General features: G+C 67.2%; 19 protein-coding genes, 1 pseudogene and 1 other annotated feature. Of the genes and pseudogenes, 8 read left to right on the top strand and 12 right to left on the bottom strand.

Features of this window, described 5'->3' with window-relative positions; translation table 11 throughout:
- Window positions 1-237: 237 nt before the first annotated feature.
- A protein-coding gene (locus tag MUG78_RS05630) for an IS3 family transposase (RefSeq protein WP_246991597.1) occupies window positions 238-1,478 on the bottom strand; the annotation gives its coding sequence in 2 pieces (ribosomal slippage) (window positions 238-1,199 and window positions 1,199-1,478; 1,242 coding nt in all).
- Window positions 1,066-1,200: a sequence feature (AL1L pseudoknot), on the bottom strand. Its footprint overlaps the gene before it by 135 nt.
- 425 nt (window positions 1,479-1,903) lie before the next feature.
- Window positions 1,904-4,114: a replicative DNA helicase gene (gene dnaB / locus MUG78_RS05635; RefSeq protein WP_308221333.1), complete on the bottom strand. Its 2,211-nt coding sequence runs from the start codon at window positions 4,112-4,114 to the stop codon at window positions 1,904-1,906.
- A 379-nt stretch (window positions 4,115-4,493) separates the two neighbouring features.
- On the opposite strand from dnaB, the gene MUG78_RS05640 reads away from it, so the two are divergent.
- The gene (locus MUG78_RS05640; RefSeq protein ID WP_308221334.1) at window positions 4,494-5,081 is read left to right on the top strand and encodes a hypothetical protein; all 588 of its coding nucleotides are present in this window, start codon (window positions 4,494-4,496) and stop codon (window positions 5,079-5,081) included.
- Window positions 5,082-5,159: 78 nt separating this feature from the next.
- Here MUG78_RS05640 and rplI read toward each other — a convergent pair whose 3' ends face one another.
- From rplI to rpsF, 4 genes are all read right to left on the bottom strand, one after another.
- On the bottom strand, window positions 5,160-5,612 hold the full coding sequence (rplI, locus tag MUG78_RS05645; protein WP_246992980.1) for a 50S ribosomal protein L9: 453 nt from the start codon (window positions 5,610-5,612) through the stop codon (window positions 5,160-5,162).
- A 20-nt stretch (window positions 5,613-5,632) separates the two neighbouring features.
- Entirely contained in the window at window positions 5,633-5,890 is a 258-nt protein-coding gene (gene rpsR, locus MUG78_RS05650; RefSeq protein ID WP_246992982.1) for a 30S ribosomal protein S18, read from the bottom strand.
- A gap of 42 nt (window positions 5,891-5,932) precedes the next feature.
- Window positions 5,933-6,499 carry a single-stranded DNA-binding protein gene (locus tag MUG78_RS05655; protein WP_246992985.1) on the bottom strand — a complete coding sequence of 189 codons (567 nt, stop codon included), beginning with the start codon at window positions 6,497-6,499 and terminating at the stop codon, window positions 5,933-5,935.
- A gap of 134 nt (window positions 6,500-6,633) precedes the next feature.
- Complete coding sequence (rpsF, locus tag MUG78_RS05660; RefSeq protein WP_246992987.1) at window positions 6,634-6,915, bottom strand: 30S ribosomal protein S6; 282 nt, start codon at window positions 6,913-6,915, stop codon at window positions 6,634-6,636.
- A gap of 135 nt (window positions 6,916-7,050) precedes the next feature.
- Here rpsF and MUG78_RS05665 point away from each other — a divergent pair, with 135 nt between their 5' ends.
- On the top strand, window positions 7,051-9,084 hold the full coding sequence (locus tag MUG78_RS05665; RefSeq protein ID WP_246992990.1) for a GNAT family N-acetyltransferase: 2,034 nt from the start codon (window positions 7,051-7,053) through the stop codon (window positions 9,082-9,084).
- Here the strand turns inward: MUG78_RS05665 and MUG78_RS05670 are convergent.
- The 3 genes from MUG78_RS05670 to MUG78_RS05680 form a co-directional block, all read right to left on the bottom strand.
- Window positions 9,063-10,568 (bottom strand): glycosyltransferase family 87 protein, encoded by a 1,506-nt coding sequence (locus tag MUG78_RS05670; RefSeq protein ID WP_246992992.1) that lies wholly within the window; start codon window positions 10,566-10,568, stop codon window positions 9,063-9,065. The genes MUG78_RS05665 and MUG78_RS05670 overlap by 22 nt on opposite strands.
- A 7-nt stretch (window positions 10,569-10,575) precedes the next feature.
- On the bottom strand, window positions 10,576-12,816 hold the full coding sequence (locus tag MUG78_RS05675; protein WP_246996867.1) for a transglycosylase domain-containing protein: 2,241 nt from the start codon (window positions 12,814-12,816) through the stop codon (window positions 10,576-10,578).
- An 89-nt stretch (window positions 12,817-12,905) separates the two neighbouring features.
- Window positions 12,906-13,295, bottom strand: a complete 390-nt coding sequence (locus MUG78_RS05680; protein ID WP_372493132.1) for a DUF5318 family protein — start codon at window positions 13,293-13,295, stop codon at window positions 12,906-12,908.
- A 166-nt stretch (window positions 13,296-13,461) separates the two neighbouring features.
- Here MUG78_RS05680 and MUG78_RS05685 point away from each other — a divergent pair, with 166 nt between their 5' ends.
- From MUG78_RS05685 to MUG78_RS05700, 4 genes are all read left to right on the top strand, one after another.
- Entirely contained in the window at window positions 13,462-14,106 is a 645-nt protein-coding gene (locus MUG78_RS05685) for a PadR family transcriptional regulator (protein ID WP_246992994.1), read from the top strand.
- A complete protein-coding gene (locus MUG78_RS05690; protein WP_246992995.1) occupies window positions 14,099-15,193 on the top strand; it encodes an inositol-3-phosphate synthase in 1,095 nt (364 codons plus the stop codon). Before MUG78_RS05685 ends, MUG78_RS05690 begins: the two co-directional genes overlap by 8 nt.
- Before the next feature lie 156 nt (window positions 15,194-15,349).
- Window positions 15,350-16,459, top strand: coding sequence for a hypothetical protein (locus tag MUG78_RS05695; protein ID WP_246992997.1), 1,110 nt, complete (start codon window positions 15,350-15,352; stop codon window positions 16,457-16,459).
- Between the two features lie 183 nt (window positions 16,460-16,642).
- Window positions 16,643-17,809: a cation:proton antiporter gene (locus tag MUG78_RS05700; RefSeq protein ID WP_246993000.1), complete on the top strand. Its 1,167-nt coding sequence runs from the start codon at window positions 16,643-16,645 to the stop codon at window positions 17,807-17,809.
- A gap of 8 nt (window positions 17,810-17,817) precedes the next feature.
- Here MUG78_RS05700 and MUG78_RS05705 read toward each other — a convergent pair whose 3' ends face one another.
- On the bottom strand, window positions 17,818-18,414 hold the full coding sequence (locus tag MUG78_RS05705; RefSeq protein ID WP_246993002.1) for a LuxR C-terminal-related transcriptional regulator: 597 nt from the start codon (window positions 18,412-18,414) through the stop codon (window positions 17,818-17,820).
- Window positions 18,415-18,601: 187 nt separating this feature from the next.
- On the opposite strand from MUG78_RS05705, the gene MUG78_RS05710 reads away from it, so the two are divergent.
- Window positions 18,602-19,327, top strand: a complete 726-nt coding sequence (locus MUG78_RS05710) for an MSMEG_1198 family transcriptional regulator (RefSeq protein ID WP_246993004.1) — start codon at window positions 18,602-18,604, stop codon at window positions 19,325-19,327.
- A gap of 63 nt (window positions 19,328-19,390) precedes the next feature.
- Here MUG78_RS05710 and MUG78_RS05715 read toward each other — a convergent pair whose 3' ends face one another.
- Window positions 19,391-19,867: a hypothetical protein gene (locus MUG78_RS05715; protein WP_246993006.1), complete on the bottom strand. Its 477-nt coding sequence runs from the start codon at window positions 19,865-19,867 to the stop codon at window positions 19,391-19,393.
- Between the two features lie 60 nt (window positions 19,868-19,927).
- Window positions 19,928-20,452 (bottom strand): helix-turn-helix transcriptional regulator, encoded by a 525-nt coding sequence (locus tag MUG78_RS05720; RefSeq protein WP_246993008.1) that lies wholly within the window; start codon window positions 20,450-20,452, stop codon window positions 19,928-19,930.
- Between the two features lie 161 nt (window positions 20,453-20,613).
- Here MUG78_RS05720 and MUG78_RS05725 point away from each other — a divergent pair.
- Window positions 20,614-21,185, top strand: a pseudogene (locus MUG78_RS05725) (transposase); the annotation flags it as partial.
- Window positions 21,186-21,335: the final 150 nt, after the last annotated feature.

Raw genomic sequence — 21,335 nt, forward strand, 5'->3', positions numbered from 1 at the left:
TGGCGATCTTGGTTCGCACGAAGTGCTACTGATAATAGCGAAAGTCGAGGAGTGTCCGCCGGGCTAGTCGTGCAATTCACCTGTTCGACACCCCGACCCGGCAGGAAGGTCGGCGCCACGGTGCCCGCCTCCGGGGTACCTTCGGCGAAGGGTTGGTAGATCAATTCGGGGCTTGGCGGCAGGGCTGGGGTGGGTACTGCTGAAGGGTGTCAAGTGTCGGGTTTGGTAGAGGCTGATCTACTTGGTTTCGGTTAATGAGTGCTCGCGCGCAGTGGCGCGATAGGCCGCCTCGAGCTCGGCGGGCGGGACGTGCCCGATCTCGCCATGGAGGCGACGGTTGTTGAACCAGTCGATGTATTCCGCCGTCGCGATCTCGACGTCGTTGATCGCCGTCCAGGGACCGCGGTTGCGGATCAACTCGGCCTTGTAAAGCGAGTTCAGCGCCTCGGCCATCGCATTGTCATAGCTATCGCCCTTTGACCCGACAGAGGCGACGGCGTCGCATTCGGCGAGACGTTCTGCGTAGCGGATCGCTCGATACTGGACCCCGCGATCGGAGTGATGAATTAGGCCGGTCAGGTCGTCGCCGGCATGCTGGCGCCGCCAAATCCCCATTTTCAGGGCGTCGAGCGCGAGGTCCGTATAGAGCCTTGTAGAGACCTGCCAGCCGACGACAAGACGACTGAACACGTCGGTGACGAACGCGACATAGACCCAGCCGGAGAACGTGTGGACATAGGTTATATCGGCGACCCAGAGCTCGTTCGGACGCGACGCGACGAACTCGCGCCCCACGAGATCCAACGGCCTGCCCGTCTCCGGTGCCGGCTTCGTCGTCCGCGGACCCTTCGCCCGCGAGATCCCACGCAGCCCGGCCTCGCGCATGAGACGCCGGACCGTGGACTCGGCGACTTTCTCGCCCTGCCTGCGCAGCTCGGCGTGGATCTTACGGACTCCATAAACGCCGTAGTTGTCCGAGTGGATCTTCCGGATCAGCTCCAGCAGCTGCCCGTCGCGGACCTCTCTCGCCGAGGGCGACCGAGACTGAGCGGCATAGAACGTCGACGGGGCAATCTGGCCGGGCGTTCCTTCCAAGACCCGGCAGATCGGCTCGACCCCATGCTCGCCACGATGCTCCGCGACGAACCGGACGCGTTCGCTCATCGGGACGGGCGGTCGAGCTCCGCCGCGAAGAAAGCCGACGCCTGCTTCAGGATCGTGTTCGCCCGACGCAACTCCCGAACCTCGCGCTCGAGCTCCGCGATCCGCGCGGACTCCTCAGTCGTGCGGCCCGGACGCAGGCCCTCGTCGGTCTCGGCTTGTTTGACCCAGGTGCGCAGCGCTTCGGGATGGACACCGAGCTGCTCACCCACGCGCTTGTAAGCGCCGGTGCGGGTCTCAGGGTCTTTGCGGGCGTCGATCGCCATGCGCGTTGCCCGCTCTTTGAGCTCGGCGGGGTACTTACGAGGTGCTGCCATGATGGCGGGTCCTTCCGGGTGTTCCTACCCTCCATCAAACCCGACACGATTCACAACGAACAGAGTCTCCGGACACGCCGGGGCGATTCAACACGACAAGTGAGCCGAGCACCAGCAAACCGAAGGCTGGATCGGACGGCCCCAGCATGAACACGCCCACTCAACGTCGCAACCTCGAACATCCCACAGATGGGCTGAGCCCAGTCACAGTGCTACCGGCTACGACGACGATCGGATCCTCTATCGAGAGCACGCCGCCGTTAGAGAGATGGAGCTGGATAGCGTAGCCCGGATCAATCCCGAGGACCGTCGCGCCAGAAATCGGAATCGACTTCACGCTCCATCCCTTCTGAATCTGGAATGAACTGTCTGCGCACTTAACAGACCGCGTGCCGGACCTGTGCCGATTCGGTCGTCGCTTCGACTCAGCCGCGGGCCATGTCGACGAACTTCGAAAGATGCAGCTGGTGTGCGACGGTGATGGTGGCCGTCGGACCGTTACGGTGCTTGCCCACGATGATGTCGGCCTCACCGGCGCGCGGGTCGTCGCGCTCGAAGGCGTCCGGGCGGTGCAGCAGGATCACCATGTCGGCGTCCTGCTCCAGCGAACCCGACTCACGCAGGTCCGAGACCTGCGGGCGCTTGTCGGTGCGCTGCTCCGGTCCACGGTTCAGCTGACTGATCGCGACTACCGGAACTTCGAGTTCCTTGGCCAGCAGCTTGATCGAGCGGGAGAACTCGGAGACTTCCTGCTGACGCGACTCGACCTTCTTGCCCGAGCTCATCAGCTGCATGTAGTCGATCACCACGAGCTTGAGGTCGTGCCGCTGCTTGAGGCGCCGCGCCTTGGCCCGGATCTCCATCATGGTGAGGTTCGGGGAGTCGTCGATGAACAGCGGAGCACTGCTGATCTCGCCCATGCGGCGGGCCAGCCGGCTCCAGTCGTCGTCGCTCATGTTGCCCGACCGCATGTCGCCGAGCTTCACGCGCGCCTCGGCCGAGAGCAGTCGCATGACGATCTCGGTCTTACTCATCTCCAACGAGAACATCGCGGCCGACAGGCCGTGGTGCACCGACGCCGACCGCAGGAAGTCCATGGCGAGCGTCGAATTGTGCGTCGGCACCATGGCCTCACCGGCGAGGTAGAGGTGGTCGGCGTTGTCGACCTGCACGCAGCGCACCGGCACCGAGTCGACGGGCCGGATCGCCACGATCCGCCGGAAGCCGGCCTTGCCGCGCAGTTCCTTGTGGCGCACCGCCTTCTTGTGCACGGTGAACACGTCGTCGTCGGCGGCCATCCGGATCCAGCCGGTGGGTTCGCGCTGGTACACGTAGCCGAGGCCGGCGACGAGGTCGGTGATCACCTCGGACATGCGGCGGGTCACGATCGGAATGGTGATCCAGCCGTCGTCCTCCACGCGGGCGCGCGCGTCGAGCAGGCCCGCCAGGACGGCACGACGCTGTCGGACGGAGCCGCGCAGATACTCGGACGGAATCAGTCCGGCCAGGTCGGCCATCAGCGTCATCACTTCGACGGGGCCCTCGGCCTCGATTCGGACGGCGATCTCCGGATCGTCGTAGGCCATGCCGGCCAGCGCGGCGACGGTGTACGGGCCGTAGGCGAACTCACGCTCGGGCAATTCGAGGGGCGCTGCGTTGCGGATCCCCACATTGCCCACATGTGCGCGCAGTTCGTCGGTGGTGAGCACGCGAGCGTCGTCGTCGAGCTCCACCGGCCACTGGTGGTCGCGATCGGCGACGATCACGGCGCCGTCGGCGAACTCCACCTCGAAGCACGGGCGCGCGGTCATCACCTCGCTGATCGCGACGATGCGGGTCGGCTCGCCGTCGGCACCGATCAGGTGATCGCCGACGGCGACCTTCCCCATCCGGGTCCACCCGGTCGGGGTGGGCAGCGGGGTGTCGAGGGCGAGCGCCTTGCCGACGCCTGGGCGGGCCGCGACGATGATCATCTGGCCCGGGTGCAGGCCGTTGGTCAGCTTGTCGAGATCGGCGAATCCGGTCGGCACACCCAACGACAGGCCGCCGCGCGAGGCGATCGAGTCGAGCTCGTCGAGGGTGGGCTGCATCAGCTCGTCGAGGATCACATAGTCCTCGGAGGCGCTGCGCTCGGTGACGTCGTAGATCTCGGCCTGCGCGCGGTCGACCACCTCGGCGACGTCCTGGCCGTCGGCCCCGGCGAAGCCGTACTGGACGATGCGCGTGCCGGCCTGGACCAGACGGCGCAGCAGGGCCTTCTCGGCGACGATCTCGGCGTAGTAGCCGGCGTTGGCCGCCGTGGGCACCGTGGAGATCAGCGTGTGCAGGTATGGGGCGCCGCCTACCTTGCGCAGTTCGCCTTTGCGGTCGAGTTCGGCGGAGACGGTCACCGCGTCGGCGGGCTCGCCGCGGCCGTACAGCTCCAGGATCGCGTCGTAGACGGCCTGGTGCGCCGGCTTGTAGAAGTCGTCGGGCTTGATCCGCTCCAGCACGTCGGCGATCGCGTCCTTGGACAGCAGCATGCCGCCCAACACGGACTGCTCGGCGGCGGTGTCCTGAGGCGGCTGCCGGAGCGTTTCCTCCGGGGTGGCCGGAGGTTGCGAGTCTGACGGTTCGTGTGTGTCGTCAAGCGCCACGCAAAACTCCCCTACTCGACTCTGATCGATGCCCCAACACGGTTACTGCACGGTTAACCGTGTCCCCCGGGAAGATTAGGGCCCGGGTACGACAGGCGGCAAACCGTCCCTGTGGGCAAACCTGTGGACCGTCTGTGGACAACTCCGCGTCTTGCGGGCGGGAATGTGGACAGCCATGTGGAAAGCGCGGTGGATTTACCCTAGATCACACCCATTGCCGCAGGTAAGAACGCTTTTCCACTACCCACAGGCCCTGAATTTCCGCCTCCTCGGCGTGTCGCGTTGCACATCGGCCCGTCAGGTGTAGACATCCCGTTGAGGGTCGCCCTTCTTGCCCGAAGAACGACGTGGCACCCGCGGCCCGTGGTGGAATGGGCCCGTGCGCGCCCCCATGAGTCCGTCCCGTCCACGTCCCCTGGCAGCACTTCTCGTCCTGCTGACCTCGACATTGGTCGCCGCCGGCCTCCTGGCCGCGCCGCCCGCGGCCGCGGCCCCGCCGCCTCCGGAGTTGCGGTTCGGCTCCTTCGCGCCGGTGAACGCCGCCAAGTACCAGTCGTTGCGCTTCGCCGACGACGGCCGGACGTTCTTCGTCGCCGGGCAGTGGCGTTGCCAGATCGGCCCGCGTCCGGGTTCGGTCGCGTGCCAGGGCCGCCCGGCCACCGCGCCGCCGCGCACCAAGGGCGCCGCGATCACCAACGACCTGCAGGGCCCGCTGTGGGTTCCCCCGGGCACCACCTACCGGTTCGGTTCCCAGGCCGGTTTCCGCGCCCCCGTCCTCAAGGTGGGCCAGCGCATCACCGTCGCCGGCACCGTCTGCGCCGTTCCGCGCCGCAACGTGGTCTCCTGCGCCACCAACAACCGCGCCTTCATCCTCAGCCGCGCATGGCACAAGTTCTATTACCCGAAGGGCGACCGTCGGCACAACGCCAACCCCGCCCCGAAGTACCTCCCACCGCACCTGCGCTGACCGGGAACCGGTCCCACCGACGACGAAGCGCCGGTCCCCCGCGAGGGGAACCGGCGCTTGTCGTGTAGGCGCGGAGCTTTAGTCCGAGACGACGGCGACGTTGACCTTCGCCTCGACCTTCGGGTGCAGCTTCACGGACACCGGGTAGGTGCCCACGGCCTTGATGTGGCCCTTCGGGAAGTCCACGTTCCGCTTCTCGACGGACGGACCGCCGGCCGTGCGGATGGCACCGACGACATCAGCCGCGGTGACCGAACCGAACAGCTTGCCCGAGTCGTGGGTCTTCACGGTCAGCGAGACCGACTCCAGGCCCTCGAGGGCCTGCTTCAGCTCGTTGGCGTGGTCCAGGTCCCGCACGATGCGAGCCTGCTGGGCCCGACGGATGCCCTCGACCTGCTTCTCGGCGCCACGGGTGGCGACGATCGCGAGGCCGCGGGGCAGCAGGAAGTTGCGGCCGTAGCCATCGCGCACCTCAACGGTGTCGCCAGCTTCGCCCAGGTTTTCCACAGCGCTGGTAAGGATCAGCTTCATGTCAGTGATTCCTTTCCCGCTCAGCGACCGGTCGAGGTGAAGGGCAGCAGCGCCACTTCACGTGCGTTCTTCACGGCCACCGCGACGTCACGCTGGTGCTGGACACAGTTGCCGGTCACCCGACGCGAACGGATCTTGCCGCGGTCGGACAGGAAACGACGCAGCTGCGCGGTGTCCTTGTAATCGATCTCGCCGGCCTTCTTGTCCTTGCAGAAGCTGCAGGCCTTGGCCTTGGTGATCTTCTCTACGCGAGGCTTACGCCCCTTTTGCTTTGCCATATGAGTGCTCCGTTGATGCTCCTCGGGCTGGCGAGCCCGGTATCAGAAAGGTGGTTCGTCATCCCCGCTGGCGAAGTTGCCACCGCCGGTGGGCGGTGCGCTTCCCCAGGGGTCATCGGCCTGCTGCGACTGCTGGCGGTTGCCGCCGGACGGGGCGTTGTAGCCGCCGCCCTGGTTGCCGCCGCCGTATCCGCCGCCGCCTTGATTGCCGCGGTCGCCACCGAAGTTGCCTCCGCCACCACCGCCGCGCGGGGTGCGGGTGACCTTCGCGGTGGCGTACCGCAGCGAGGGGCCGATCTCATCCACTTCCAGCTCCACCACGGTGCGCTTCTCCCCTTCACGGGTTTCATACGACCGCTGCTTGAGCTTGCCCTGCACGATCACGCGGGAGCCCTTGGTGAGCGACTCGGTCACGTTCTCCGCGGCGTCGCGCCAGATGCTGCAGCGGAGGAACAGCGCTTCGCCGTCCTTCCACTCATTGGTCTGGCGATCGAAGGTACGCGGAGTGGAGGCCACCGTGAAGTTCGCCACCGGCGCGCCGGACGCGGTGAACCGCAGTTCCGGATCGGCGGTCAGGTTTCCTACAACGGTGATGACCGTGTCAGTCATGGTGTTTCCCCTGAATCGTGTGGATGTCCGCCACATTCGATGGCGGCGGCCGAATGGTTCGAGAACCAGACTAGTGGCCGCCTCCGACGAACGCGGAGGTCATTCACGGACGTGGATGAACAGTGCCGGGTGGGCTACTTGCGCATGACCTTCGTGCGCAGCACCGACTCGTTCAGACCCAGCTGACGATCGAGCTCGCTGACGGTCGCGGGAGACGCGGTGAGTTCGACGACGGCGTAAATGCCTTCGGCGTTCTTCTCGATCTCGTACGCGAGCCGGCGCTTGCCCCAGATGTCGACATTGTCGACGGAGCCGCCTTCGCTGCGGACAACATTGAGGAACGTATCCAGAGATGGGGCGACGGTGCGCTCGTCCAGGCTCGGATCGAGGATGACCATCAATTCGTAGTGACGCATAAGACCACATCACCTCCTATGGGCTATCGGCCGTGGACTTTCCACGACAGGAGGGTCGCCTGCGTCGGCAACCCGTTCAAGATACACGAGTAGCCCGTGACCAGGGAAATCCCGATCACCGCTAGAGTCTTCCCCATGCCTTCTGCTGCTTCGGACCTCGCCGTCCGCCGAGGACTGCTGCACCGCGGCGAGAGCGTCATCATCATGGTGACCTCGCTGCTCTTCACCATTGCAGCGCTGACCTGGGGTTATCGGGCCAAGCTGGCGTGCGGCGGAGCACCGTTCGACCAGTTCGGGCGCAGCGCGAAGTTCCCGGTGGGCGATCCGAACGCGGTGATTCCCTGCTATTCGGACCTGATGTTCCTGTGGGTCGGTCGTGACATCGACAACCACGTCTTCCCGTACATCCACGGCGGCATCACCGAGCAGGGCCACCTGTTCGGCGGCGTGGTGGAGTACCCGGTGCTGTCCGGGCTGCTCATGTGGCTCGGGGCGATCGGGCAGCACACCGACCTCGGCTTCTTCATGCAGACGGCGCTGATCCTGACCCCGTTCGCCCTGGTCATCACGATTCTCCTGGCGTGGATGAGCCGCTGGTGGGTGCTGCTCTGGGCGGCCACCCCGGCGCTGGTGTTGTACGCGTTCCACAACTGGGAACTGCCCGTCGTGTTCACCTCCGTCGCGGCCATCGCCGTGATGGCGTGGGGCGCCAGTGCGAGCAGCAAGACCGGGCAGCGACGGATGAGTCTGCGCACGTCGTCGATCATCGCGTCGGTGCTCCTGGCCATCGGCTTCTCGCTGAAGATCTATCCCGGCATGTTCGTGCTGCCGCTGGCGCTCTACGTGCTCACCCACGGCGAGCTCGGCCGGTCCGCGGCCCGTCGCGCCTACGACTGGGTGGGTGCGGCCTGGGTGGTGGTCGCCGCCGTCGTCACCACGCTGGTGGCGCAGGTGCCGTTCATGATCGCCGGGTACGACGGTTGGAAAGCCGCGCTCGACTTCCAGGGCAAGCGCAAGGCCGACATCGACACCAACACCTTCTGGTACTGGGGACTTCGGCCGCTGCTGAACGGAAACATCGACCTCTACAACTCGATCGTCGGCGTCGCGTCGACACTGCTGATCATCCTCGCCGTAGTGGCCGCGACCTACCTGGCGTGGCGCCAGTACACGATCGACGGCGTCTTCCCCTGGATCGGGGCCAGCTTCGCGCTGCTCGCCGGCTTCATGCTGTTCCACAAGGTCCATTCGCCGCAGTACACCCTGTGGGTGCTGCCGTTCTTCGTGCTGCTGCGCGTGCCGTGGCCGGCCATCGCCGTCTACCTGGTGACCGACGTGACCTTGGATCTGTCGATCTTCCGGATGTTCGGTTACCTGGCGACCGACCGGCCGACGCCCTGGTACATCGACGCCGGCGTCCAGCTGGGCGTGTGGTGCCACGCGATCCTGCTCGCCTACTTCCTGGTGACCGCCGCACGCATGCAGGTGCGCGAACCGTTGGCGTCGTTCATGCGGACCGCCCTGCCGCCGCGACCGCCGCTCACCCGCCTGGCCGACGCCGACAGCGCCGCCGCCTGGCATTGGCTGGGCACCCCGGTCCTGACTCGCGCTGGCGTCACGCTCCGTCCGCTGACCGTGTCCGACGCGCCCGCGCTGGCCGCCATCGGCGGCGCCGAGCCCGAGCTGGGCCGCTACATTCCGGCGGTGCCGACCGATACCGAGGCCGCCCTGGAGTGGATCCGCGCCGCCCACGATGATCGACGACGCCTGCCCTTCGCGGTGATCGACGACGCCACCGGCGAACTGATCGGCACCACCAGCTACTACGACGTCGACGAGCCGAACCTGGCGGTGATCATCGGCTACACGTACTACGCCTCCCGCGTCCACGGCACCGTGGTGAACCCGGCCGCCAAGCTCATGCTGCTCGACTACGCCTTCACCCAGGCAGGCGCGGTCCGCGTCGTCTGGCACACGCACGAGGACAACGCGCACTCACGGGCCGCGGTCACCAAGCTCGGCGCGACGTTCGAGGGACTGCTGCGCAAGCACCGTCGTTTCGGCGACGGCTGGCGCACCACCGCGCAGTTCTCGATGACCGTCGACGACTGGACGCAGGCCCGCGCCGACCTGGTGGACCGCGTCGATCAGCTGGTCGCGCCCGCGTAGGGCGCGGCCGGCACCGGCGGGGCCGGGGGACGCTGTTGCGGCGTCCGAGCCAGCAGGTCCCGCACCACCACCGCGCAGAGAATCAACACCGCGATCGCGCGGATCACGACGGCCACCGAGAACCAGTCCTCGTTGAGCCACTTGCGCTCGGGGTCGAGGAACAGGCCCATCCGCGGCACCCACACCAGTGCGTCGATCACCATGACGGCCACCAGCAGCCGGACGTACGGGACCGCCAGCACCGCCAACGGCACCAGCCACAGCGACGACTGCGGGTGCCACGTGGTGCCCACCAGCAGATAGCCGGCGACCAAGAGGAACATCAGCTGCGCGAGGGTCGGCGTCACCTCGGCGCGCAGCGCGAGATACGCGACGGCCGCGATCACGGCGGCCAGCAGCGTCAGGCTCAGCACGTTGAGCAGCGTGGTCGACGGCGCCCACCCGGCCAGCCGCATCGCCTGGTGGTAGAGGCTGTCCGGCTCGACGCCCCGCTGCCACCAGGTGCGGTAGAACTCGCCCCAACCGCGCGGATAACTCACCATGACCGGCAGATTCACCGCCAGCCAGGCGATACCTCCGCAGGTGAGGAAGGCCCAGAAGTCCTGCATGCGACGGTCTCGGACACAGATCACCGCCAGCGCCGGTAGCAGCAGCAGCGGATACAGCGCGGCGGCCGCGGCCAGCCCGCCGAAGACGCCGGCCAGGAGCACCCGTTCGCGGGACCAGCACAGCAGGGCCAGGGCCACCAGCGCCACCGGGATCACGTCGAACGCGGTGAAGGCGTGGACCAGCACCAGCGGCGACAGGGCCACGAGCGCGCCGCGCCAGAGCCGTCGGCGATCGGTCTTCATGGTCGCCCACACCGCGAGCAGCCAGAACAGGGTGATCAGCAACGCCGCGATGTTGAAGAACGTCACCACGTCGAGTTGCTTCGGGATGGCCGTGCCGTCGACCAGCGCCTGCCATCCCTGCGTCGCCTTGGCGGCCACGTACATGGTGAGCCCGATCAGCACCGGCTGATCGGTGTAGCGCTTGGTGCCGGTCGACGCGGCATCGTCGTACCAGTAGGTGCGGTAGGGCATGGTGCCCTGCTGCAGGTCCCGCGGTGTGAGCCGCTGCGCGGCGTACATCGCGACGATGTCGGTGTAGCAGAGGCTGTAGTACTGGCGTTGGTTGTCCCAGTTCAGCCGCATCTCCCCGGTGGCGTCCTCGCCGGGCGCGGCGGGCACCGGCGACTGCTGCAGGCAGCCGGCCTTGCCCGTCCACGACACCGCCAGTACCACCAGGGCCATCAGCAGGACCGCGCGCACCGGCGTCCAGAAGCGGCTGCGCCCGACGGCCGCGTGCAGTCCGACGGGGCCGCCGATCACTCCGCTCGCCGCAGCCACCTGCGCATTGCTGCGGCTGGGCAGCTCGCGGTCGGTGTCGATGCGCTGGTCAGCGTCCAGCGGAGCCGGCGATTCCCACTCCCTGCCGTCGTTCACGGCGAGGTCAGGCCGCCGGGACCTGGCTGTTCGCCGGGGGCTCCGAGGTCGGCGGCGGCGTCACTTCCGTCGTCGTATTGCCCGGGTTGCGGCCGGGACTACGCGTGGTGGTCGGCGGTTCGTCGCCGCCTTCGTCGCCGCCGGTACCGCCGTTGCCCCACGGAATGGTCCAGCCCGGGGCGACGGTCACGTTGCCGTCCTCGCCCTGGCCCGGCAGTCGCGGCCGCGTCGGACGGGTCGAGCGTTCGCTCGGAGTGGTGTAGGTGACCGGCGGGGGTTCGTACGGCAGACCGGCCTGACCGCCGACCGCTTCCGGCTCCGGGAAGCTCTCGATCGGCTCACCGGCCAGCGCCTGGTCCATCGCCGCCTTCCAGATCTGCGCGGGCAGCCCGGAACCGTAGATCGACGCACCGGAGTAGTTGCGCAGCGGCTTGTCACCGGAGGCGGTGCCCACCCAGACGGCCGTCGACAGCTGCGGGGTGTACCCGACCATCCACGAGTAGCGGTTGTACCCGGTGTTGCCCAGCTGCGCGGTACCGGTCTTGGCGGCCGACGGGCGCGAACCCAGCGACGGGTCGTAGAGCGCATTGCCGTTGGAGTACGCGGCGATCGGCTCCAGCGCCGCCGTCACGTTGTCGGCCACCTTCGCCGGGAAGACCCGCTTGCCCGGGTCCGGCTTGCGGTCGTAGAGGACGGTGCCGGTGGAGGTCTCGACCTTCTGCACGAAGAACGGCGCCCGGTAGATGCCCGACGCGGCGAGCGTCGCGTACGACGACGCCATGTCCAGGACCGTGGAGTCGTACTGACCGAGCACCACGCCGCCCTCGGCGCGACCGTTGGCGTTGACCAGGGTCGGCTTGCCGTTGAGCGTCTTGGAGATGCCGGCCCGATGCGCCACGTCGACGATGTCGTCGGCACCGTTCTTCAGGTCCATCATCAGTCGGTAGAAGACGGTGTTGAGCGACATCTTGGTGGCCGTAGCCAGGTTGCAGGTGCCGCACGATTCGCCGTCGGAGTTCTCCACCGTGAGCCCGGTGCCCGTCGAGTAGGGGGCCGAGGAGTAGCGCTGCGACAGCGGAATGTCCTGCTCCAGCGCTGCGACCAGGGCGAAGACCTTGAACACCGAACCGGTCTGCAGACCGGTCGACGCGTAGTCCCAGCCGACGCCGTCCCAGCCGCCGAAGTAGCCCTGGATGCCGCCGGTCTGCGGGTCCACCGACACCGATGCCGTGCGCAGGTCCTTGGGCTCCCCGGTGAGCTTCTCCTTCGCGGCGTCCTCCAGCGCGTCCTGGACCTTCGGATCGATCGCGGTGGTGATCTTGAGACCCTCGGTCCGCACGTCCTGTTCGGTGATGTCGAGCGTTTCCAGCTCGGCCAACACCTGACGCTTGATCAGTCCGTCCGGCCCCTTCGAGGAGTCGTCGGCGACCGGCTTCGGCGCGATGACCTTGGGGAACTTCTGCTCGTCCCGGTCCGCTTGGGTCAGCGTGTCGGTGATGACCATGCCGTCGAGCACGAAGTTCCAACGCGCTTCCGCGAGCTCCTGATCGACGGCCGGGTCGTACACCGACGGCGAACGGATCACCGCGGCCAGCAGTGCCGACTGCGCCACGTCGAGCTTGCTGACGTCCTTGTTGAAGTAGGCCTTCGACGCCGCGGCCACGCCGTACGCGCCGCGACCGAAATAGATGGTGTTCAGGTAGGCGGTCATGATGTCTTCTTTGGACCACTTGCGCGACATCTTGGTGGAGATCGCGAGTTCCTTGAACTTGCGCTTGTACGAGATCTCGTCACCCACCAGCGCGTTCTTCACGTACTGCTGGGTGATGGTGGAGCCGCCGCCGGCGCCAGCGTTGCCGGTGATCTTGCCGAGCGCTGCGCGCGAGAAGCCGCGGATGGAGAAGCCGGAGTTGGAGTCGAAATCGCGGTCCTCGGTGGCCTTCACCGCGTCGACCAGCGACGCGGGGATCTGGTCGTACTTGACGTCGGTACGGTTGCCCTCCGGCGGAACGACGCGGGCGATCACACCGCCCTTGCTGTCCAGGATGGTCGCGACCTGGTTCTGCTTGATGTCACCGGGTCCGGGGACGTCGACCACCAGGTACGTCACCAGGAAGGCCAAGACGCCGACGATCGCCACCACGGGGACCACGGCGGCCCCCAAGCCGAGCACCCACGCGAGGATCCGTGCACCGCCGGACCGCCGAGTCCCGTTCGGACTCCCGGCCTGCTTCTTCTCGCTGCTCATACTCACTCACTTCTCCGCAATTTCGGCGCGCTCGGGTCGAAAGCTTCTCTCACCACTGTGACGGCACACCGGGCTCGGTGCCAACTGTCCTATTCGGCGGCTCGCCGGGCCGGCGGCGCCGACGAAGTCAGTCCGACAACGTACGAGCGGACCGGATGGTTCCAGCGACATGTGCGACAGACCTCGACGACGTTCACCGCGAACTCGGGCATCCGAGCGGCCAGGCGCACGATCTCCGCGGGCGTGCGCGCGGAGCCCGACAGGTGCCCCAACGACGACCCCGACAGCAGCGAAACCAGCGTGACCTGCTCTTTTCGGCAGATCGGGCAGGCCGATTCGGTGGGCACACCATGGAACTGCGCGGCGCGCAGCAGCTGGGAGCCTGCGTCGCAGACCTCGTCCAGAGCGACTCGGGACGCGCGTACGTCGGCCAGCTTGGAACGCTTGGCCAGCGCATAGTTCACGACCCGTCGGTGCACGACTCCCAGCCTAGACCCGCGCCGTGGAGCCCCTGCGTGTGATGCAGATCAAGCGCCGAACCTACCGCAGAGTTGCAGAGAAGTTATATCGGTGCGATACATTTGTCGCTACATCAGGACGTTGTAACGCGTCGACCGGACATCGAGGGAGAGGAGCGGTGCGTCCATGCTTGAACTGGCCATCCTCGGACTCCTGCTCGAATCGCCGATGCACGGCTACGAACTGCGCAAGCGGCTCACCGGTCTCCTCGGCGCGTTCCGCGCCTTCTCGTACGGCTCGCTCTACCCGACGCTGCGCCGCATGCAGGACGACAGCCTGATCGTCGAGGACGACACTCCCGGCGCCGTCGGCGTCAAGGTGCGCCGCGGCCGTCGCGTCTACCGACTGACTCCGCAGGGCGAGACCCGCTTCGCCGAGTTGGTCGCCGACACCGGCCCGCAGACCTACACCGACGACGGCTTCGGCGTGCACCTGGCGTTCTTCAGCCGCACCCCCGCGATGGCGCGCATGCGCATCCTCGAAGGTCGACGCCGCCAGGTGGAGGAACGACGCGAAGGCCTGCGCGAGCTGCTCAGCCGCGCCGGCATCGGCTCGGACCACTACACCCGCCAGATGCATGAGCTCAGCTTGGAGACCTCCGAGCGCGAAGTGCAGTGGCTCAACAGGCTGATCGCCGACGAGGCATCCGGCTCAGCCCCCACAGAACTCCCCACCTCCGGCCCAGCCGGGCGTGGTGAAGAAGGAAAGAACTCGGCGGCACCGCATTCCGCCGTTCCGCCGCAACAAGAAGGAGAACCCGACCATGGGTGACACCAATACAGTGCGCGTGGCCATCGTCGGCGTGGGCAACTGCGCCGCTTCCCTGGTCCAAGGCGTTCAGTACTACAAAGACGCCGACGAGAATTCGACCGTCCCCGGCCTGATGCACGTGAAGTTCGGTCAGTACCACGTGCGCGACGTCGAGTTCGTCGCCGCGTTCGACGTCGACGCCAAGAAGGTCGGCTTCGACCTGTCCGAGGCGATCGCCAACAGCGAGAACAACACCATCAAGATCGCTGATGTGCCCCCGATGAACGTCCCGGTGCAGCGCGGCCACACCCTCGACGGGCTCGGCAAGTACTACCGCGAGACCATCACCGAGGCCGACGGCGACGGTGTGGACGTGGTCCAGGCGCTGAAGAACGCCGAGGTCGACGTGCTGGTGAGCTACCTTCCGGTGGGCTCCGAGCAGGCTGACAAGTTCTACGCCCAGTGCGCCATCGACGCGGGTGTCGCGTTCGTCAACGCCCTCCCCGTGTTCATCGCTTCGGACCCCGAGTGGGCCCAGAAGTTCATCGACGCCGGTGTCCCGATCGTCGGCGACGACATCAAGAGCCAGGTCGGCGCCACCATCACCCACCGCGTGATGGCGAAGCTGTTCGAGGATCGCGGCGTGGAGCTGGACCGTACGTACCAGCTGAACGTCGGCGGCAACATGGACTTCAAGAACATGCTCGAGCGTGAGCGTCTGGAGTCCAAGAAGGTCTCCAAGACCCAGGCCGTCACCTCCATCCTGGAAGGCCCGCTGGCCGGCAAGGTGTACGACAAGAACGTGCACATCGGCCCGTCGGACTACGTCCAGTGGCTCGACGACCGCAAGTGGGCGTACGTCCGCCTCGAGGGTCGCGCCTTCGGTGACGTTCCGCTGAACCTGGAGTACAAGCTCGAGGTCTGGGACTCCCCGAACTCGGCCGGCATCATCATCGACGCCGTGCGCGCCGCGAAGATCGCCAAGGACCGCGGCCTCGGCGGCCCGATCCTCCCGGCCTCGGCCTACCTGATGAAGAGCCCGCCGGTCCAGATCCCCGACGATCAGGCCCGCGCCCAGCTCGAAGCCTTCATCATCGGCGCCGAGTAAGATTGCGCTCACTCCCCTCGCACGCTCCCTGAGCCTCCTCGCTCCCTGAGCCTGTCGAAGGGTCGATCCTGAACGCCCCTCCCGACCCTCGTGTCGGGAGGGGCGTTCTGCGTACGCCCCAAGATCCTGACTTCTGCAGCAGCTACCATCGGCCCGGTGAGCACTGAGATGGATCAGGTCGAACTGAGTGTCCTTCCGAATCAGCCCTCCTATCACGAACTCGCAGCCACCGCCGAGCGGCACGTGCGCGTGGTTCCACTGGTTCTGGCCGTGCCGGTGGAGGACGGGGCGTCCGACCCCATGTCCTGCCGCTTCATCGTCGGCGAAGTGGTCGTCGTCGCTCACGAGTCCGGCATCGACTATCGCGTGTGGGGCGGCCACGCATGGGACCTCGACTCGGCGGGAATCGGCCCGGAATCAAGGATCGACCCCGACCGCGGCCCCGGACCTCTCGCCGGCCTGAAACCGGCTGTCGCACCGATCCTTCCCAAGCGACGTGAGAACGAGGACCTCTCGTTCACCGTTACGAGGCATGCGAAAGCGATCGCCGAAGTCTCGCGGAATGCCGCGGCAGAACTCCGCGAGTTCCGCTACCACTGGGAGAACGCGCTCGCGGAGGAGTCTGAAGGCAGTGCCTCCGAACTTCACACGTCGATCGTGGCGTCGATCCTCAAGCTCCACATCATCGGAGGTCGCGTCGTCGACATCGCCGAGACCGCGGTGCGCGAGGGGCTCTACGTCTACCTGGACGACAGCGAGGCCTACTCGGCCTACCGCCGACGTCGCGACCCGGATCTGCTGGTCGACGTCGAACCCGCCACCCCGCTCACTCGCCCGTGGATGCGGCTGCACGATGCCACAGTGCGTCAGTGCGAGCACCTGGCGCTGACCGTGCGGCACGAATCCGAAGCCCTGATGAATCTGCTGAACGGCGCCTCGTCAACCGCCGAATCCCGTGAAGCCGACGCGCAGACCCGCTTGAATCAGCTCGTCGCGCTGCTGTCGATCGGCCTTGGCGTACCCGCCCTGGTCCTCGCTCTCTACGGCGCCCAAGTGCTGCTGCCGCTGGAGAATTGGCGTCAGTGGGTGGCCTTCAGCCCGGTGGCGCTGTCCCTCCTTGTGGCGGCGGTGTTGGCCATCGTCCGAGCTCCCGCGGGCAAGACCTCGTCGCTGTGGAAGTTAGCCGGCTGGGCGGTGATCGCGATCCTGGCCGCCCTGATCATCGGTGCCGTCGCGGTGGTCCCGACTTCGATGTCACCCGCCTAGGAAGACCCACGGCAGCCATCCAGCAAGAGTTTTATGTCCGCAGAAGCACCTCACAGGTGCCTCCGCGGAAGCAAAACTCACCATCACTCCGGGAACTCGCCTCACTCCCCAGCGCACCACCGTCGTCAGGCCGCCGCGGCGACTCTTCGTTCGTCCGCACATACCGATGACTACGCTCGATCCGTGACCGCCGCCACCCTCGTGCTCGTTCCGCTCCTCGCCGTGCTCGCCCCGATCATCACGCGCGGCCTGCGGCGATGGGTGGTCCTGCCGGTGATCGTCTTCGAGCTGCTGCTCGGCATCGTGGTGGGCCCGTCGGTCCTGGAACTGGTCGAGCCGGTGGAGGCATTGCAACTGCTCTCCGAGTTCGGCGTGGCCATGCTCTTCTTCATGGCCGGCACCGAGATCAACGCGGCGGCGTTGCGCGGGCGCACCGGCGCCCGGGCCGGGCTCGGCTGGTTGCTCAGCCTGGCGATCGGCATCGGGATGGGCTGGATCCTGGTGCCCGGCGTGGGCGCGGTGATCATCGGCATCGCACTGTCGTCGACGGCGCTCGGCACCCTCATCCCGGTGCTGCGAGACAACGGCGACCTGCATTCGCCCTTCGGCCGCGCCGTGGGTGCAATCGGCACCGTCGGCGAGTTCGGACCGATCGTCGCCATCTCGGTGATGCTGTCGAACCGCTCGACTCTCGCGGCCATCCTCGTCCTCGTGGCGTTCGGCGTGCTGGCCGTGCTCGCGATCTGGCGCGCGCTGCGCTTGGAGACCGGCAAGCTGCACCGCTTCGTCGAAAGCACGTTGCATACGTCGGCGCAGTTCGCCGTCCGGCTGGTGCTGCTGATCGTCGCCGCGCTCGTCGCGTTGAGCGCATGGCTCGACGTCGACATCCTCCTCGGCGCCTTCACCGCAGGCATCATCTGGCACATCCTGATCCGGGACGCCGACCCCGAGACTCAGGAAGCGGTGGAGAGCAAGATCGAAGGCCTCGCCTTCGGCTTCCTGATCCCCATCTTCTTCATCGTCACCGGCATCGAGTTCGACCTGGACGCGCTGCTGGAACAGCCCTGGACGCTGGCGTTGCTCCCCGTGGTCGCCCTCGCCCTGTTCGTCGCCCGCGGCCTCCCCTCTGCACTGGCCGCCCCCGAGGGCAGTGACCGTCGCACCAGACTCTCGGTGGCCCTGATGGGCGCCACCGGTCTACCGATCATCATCGTGGCCACCACCACCGGTGTGGCCGCGGGCTACATCTCCGCGACCGCCGCAGCCGTGCTGGTCGGCGGCGGCATGCTGTCGGTGCTGCTGTTCCCGGCCCTGGCCACCGTGATCCGTGCGAAAGCGCCGAGCCGGTAGGCGGCACCTCAGCTCGCGACGGCGCCCGCATGCTCGGGCAGCGGAATCCACCCGTCGGCGATCATCTCCAGCAGCAACTGCGTCTTGTTGCTCACCTGCCGCCCCGCCGCGCAATATCGATCGGTGGCCCGCCGATAGTGCGTGCGCACCGTCGACGCAGCCAGGAAGTGCGCCGCGGCGGTCTCCTCCACGGTGGCCCCGAGGACGTACGTCGTCAGCACCTCCCGTTCCCGGGGGCTCAGCCGAATCGCGGTCGGCGAGTGCGGCTCACCCAACGCGGTCGTCAGGAACTCGCGGAGGTGCTTGAGCGCATCGTCGGTCGCAGGAATCACGGTGACCCCTCGTGGCACCGTGACCTCCTGCTCTCCCGAGTGCAACAGCACCATCGCCACCCCGGCACTCGCGTACCGCGGATCCGTGGCCACCATCTCCAATCGCTCGAGATCCCGCACCAGAATGGCGCCCACCGTCCCCTCCGCCGCCCCGGGCGGCTGCTCGAAGTTCACCGCGATCGCCGCATAGCCGCACCGGTCCACCACACCGATCGTCGCCTGGTCCGCGAGATCGTGTTCCACCACCACCCCCACCGTTCGTCCTGGTCCCATGTGACCGTCCTTCTTCCCGCCCGGGCCATGCACTCCACTGAATGACGTCCTCAGTTTGGTGGGCTGCGCGAACGCAGTCAACCTGCTAGCTGACACTTCTGATCCGATTTCGGGTGGAAATCTTCGCGTTTGTCGGATCATCGTGCGTGATCACACATTTGCCGAGCGTGCGCCCTACGATCAGGAGATGGCAGTCGGCTTACGCATCCTCATCGCCTCCCCCCTCGGGCGAGTGATCTCCGGCCCCCTCGAGGCGGCCTTCGACGACGTGACCGTCGCCGTCGCCACGACCGACGACGAACTGATGGCGATCATCTCCGGCACCGTGCGGTACGACGTCGTCGCCGCCGACCTGATCTGGAATCGCCCCGAAATGGAGTGGACGTTCGACGGCCTCGACGTGATCGATCGGTTGAACCAAGCCCAACGTCCCGCCCCGGTCCTGTTGGCGACGCAGGGGCACAGCATGGAGGCCGATCACCTCGAGGAAGCCCGTCTGCGTCCCGAAGTCTTCGGCGTGATGCCCAAGGCCGGCGGTCTCCCGGTGATCATGGACTCCCTGCGGGCGGCCGCGCTGGGACGTCGGCTCCCCCCGCCGCCCGTCAGCATCGTCGGCCGACCACCGCTCTACGAACTCTTCGCCGACCGCCGCGGACACACCGCCGCGCGCATGGCCGGCGCGATCGCCTCCGGACGAGCCTCCGACGGGGCCTCGCTGGCCGCCGTCGCCAAGGTCTCGCCCAGCACCGCTAACAAGGTGACCAGCCACTACCTCGGCCCCATGCTGCTGGCCCGCGCCGAGCACGACGGCCGGCTGCCCCTCACGCAGGGCTCCGTGTACCGCTGGTGCGGTCTGCACGCGCGGTACATCACCAGTTGGTGCCGGCGACACGGTCACGCCGACGTGCTCTAGTGCATCAGTTCTGCGGGGCATCGCCGGTGATCTCGGAGACCCAGCCACCCGTAGACCTCGGAATCAGCTGTCCCGGAGCGCCCGACTGATCGGTGCACGGGTGACCGCCCGGATCATCGTCCTGCTGCGGTTGAGGTGACGGCTTGGCCTGCTCCGCCGGTGTCGTCGCCGCCCCGGTTCCTCGTCGACGAAGCCGGTGAGCACGCCGATCTCCGCCAGGGCCGCGAGATTCACCTCGCGATTGAGACTGTCGTGCAGGAACTCGCTCAACCGATCGCGGGTGACGTCGTCCAGCTCACGCCCGCCCTCGGGCGCGACCGCGCGCCGGCACGTGCCGTAGGCGTCCAGGATGTGCAGACGCGTGGCGTCGAAGAGCGCGTCGCGCAGCAGCCGGGCGACGGCGTCGTCGCGATCCACCAGACCTACGATGCGCTCGAGCAGCACATGGAGCACCGGGTCGACGTGCGAGATCACCTGGCTCGCCGAGCCCCTGCCGCTTCCGCACACCGTGGTATCGGAATTTTCCGAGGTGGCGGGCATGCCCGCCCGGAGATTCGTCGACGACGCGGCGGCGCTACACGCCTCCGCACACCCCACGTCTCAGGCGCATTCGCACGATTCCGGGTCCCGCGAGCGCCGGAGGCCCATCGTGTTCGACGGCTTCGAGCCGCCGTGGACGTCGATCCAGCCGTCGGCGATCATCTGCAGCAGCAACTGCGTCTTGTTCAGGACGGGTCGCCCGGCGTCGCTGTATCGCTGAGTGGCACGACGGTAATGCGTCCGCACGGTGCTCGCCGCGACGAAGTGCTCCTCGACGGTCTCCTCCACCGTCGCGCCCAGTACGTAGGTGGTGAGAACCTCCTGCTCCCGTCGGGAGATCCGCACGAGCCCCTGCGGCATCCCCACCTCAGCGGCGAGGAGTACCCGCAGTCGTTCTGCGACGCCTGCACTGTCAGCGAGATGCCGCAAGCCGCCCTTGACACCGTCCGCCTCGTCGCCGCCGATCACCACCACCCGCGACGCGATCGCCCACGGCAGCGTCTTACGAAGCGCGGGATCCTGGCTACCGGCGACGATCACTGCCGGCATTTCAGCGGTCGCGTCGAACGGGTCGACATCGGCCACGCGGTCAGCATCTCCCGCTGCCACGGGAGTAGTGCCCCATAGAGTGGTGTAGCCCGGTGACCGGGACCATGACGAGCAGCGTGTCGTTGCTCGGAGCGGGAGCGGTCACCGTGTGATCCTTCGAGGAATCTCCTACAACCCACTCGAACGGAGTCATCACGATGACCGCACCACACATTGTCGACCCTTCGGGCTTGCTGAGCCAAGCCCCCTGAGCGATGCGTCGCCGGACTTGATGCGCGAACTGCTGCAAGCTGTGATCAACGCCCTGCTCTCCGCTGATGCCGACGCGGTATGCGGCGCTGAATGGGGGCAGCGATCAGCTGAGCGCACCAACCAGCGCAACGGATACCGGCACCGCGCCCTCGATACTCGGGTCGGAACGATCGATGTCGCTGTCCCCAAACTGCGGCAGGGCACGTATTTCCCGGAATGGCTGCTCGAGCGGCGCAAACGCTCCGAAGCAGCGTTGATCACCGTGGTCGCTGACTGCTACCTCGCCGGGGTGTCCACCCGCCGCATGGACAAGCTTGTCAAGACACTGGGGATCAACTCGCTGTCGAAGTCCCAGGTCTCGCGGATGGCCGCTGATCTCGATGAGCACGTCGAGCAGTTCCGGCACCGCCCCTTGAGTGAAGCGGGCCCGTTCACGTTCGTCGCCGCGGACGCGTTGACGATGAAGGTCCGTGAAGGTGGTCGCGTGGTCAACGCGGTCGTGCTGGTGCGGTCGGGACCGACCGTCCCGCTGACCGTCCGCGTGGTTCCGATACCGCCGTGTCGACGACTGTTGCGCAGGGCTTCGGCGACGGCCGCGCCGAGGGTGCGCACCGTGTCCGCGGGTATCCATTCCGCGGTGTCTCCCGGCTCGTCGACCGTCTCGAGA

Origin of the sequence: Gordonia alkaliphila (genome assembly GCF_023017165.1) — a bacterium.
Lineage (GTDB): Bacteria > Actinomycetota > Actinomycetes > Mycobacteriales > Mycobacteriaceae > Gordonia > Gordonia alkaliphila.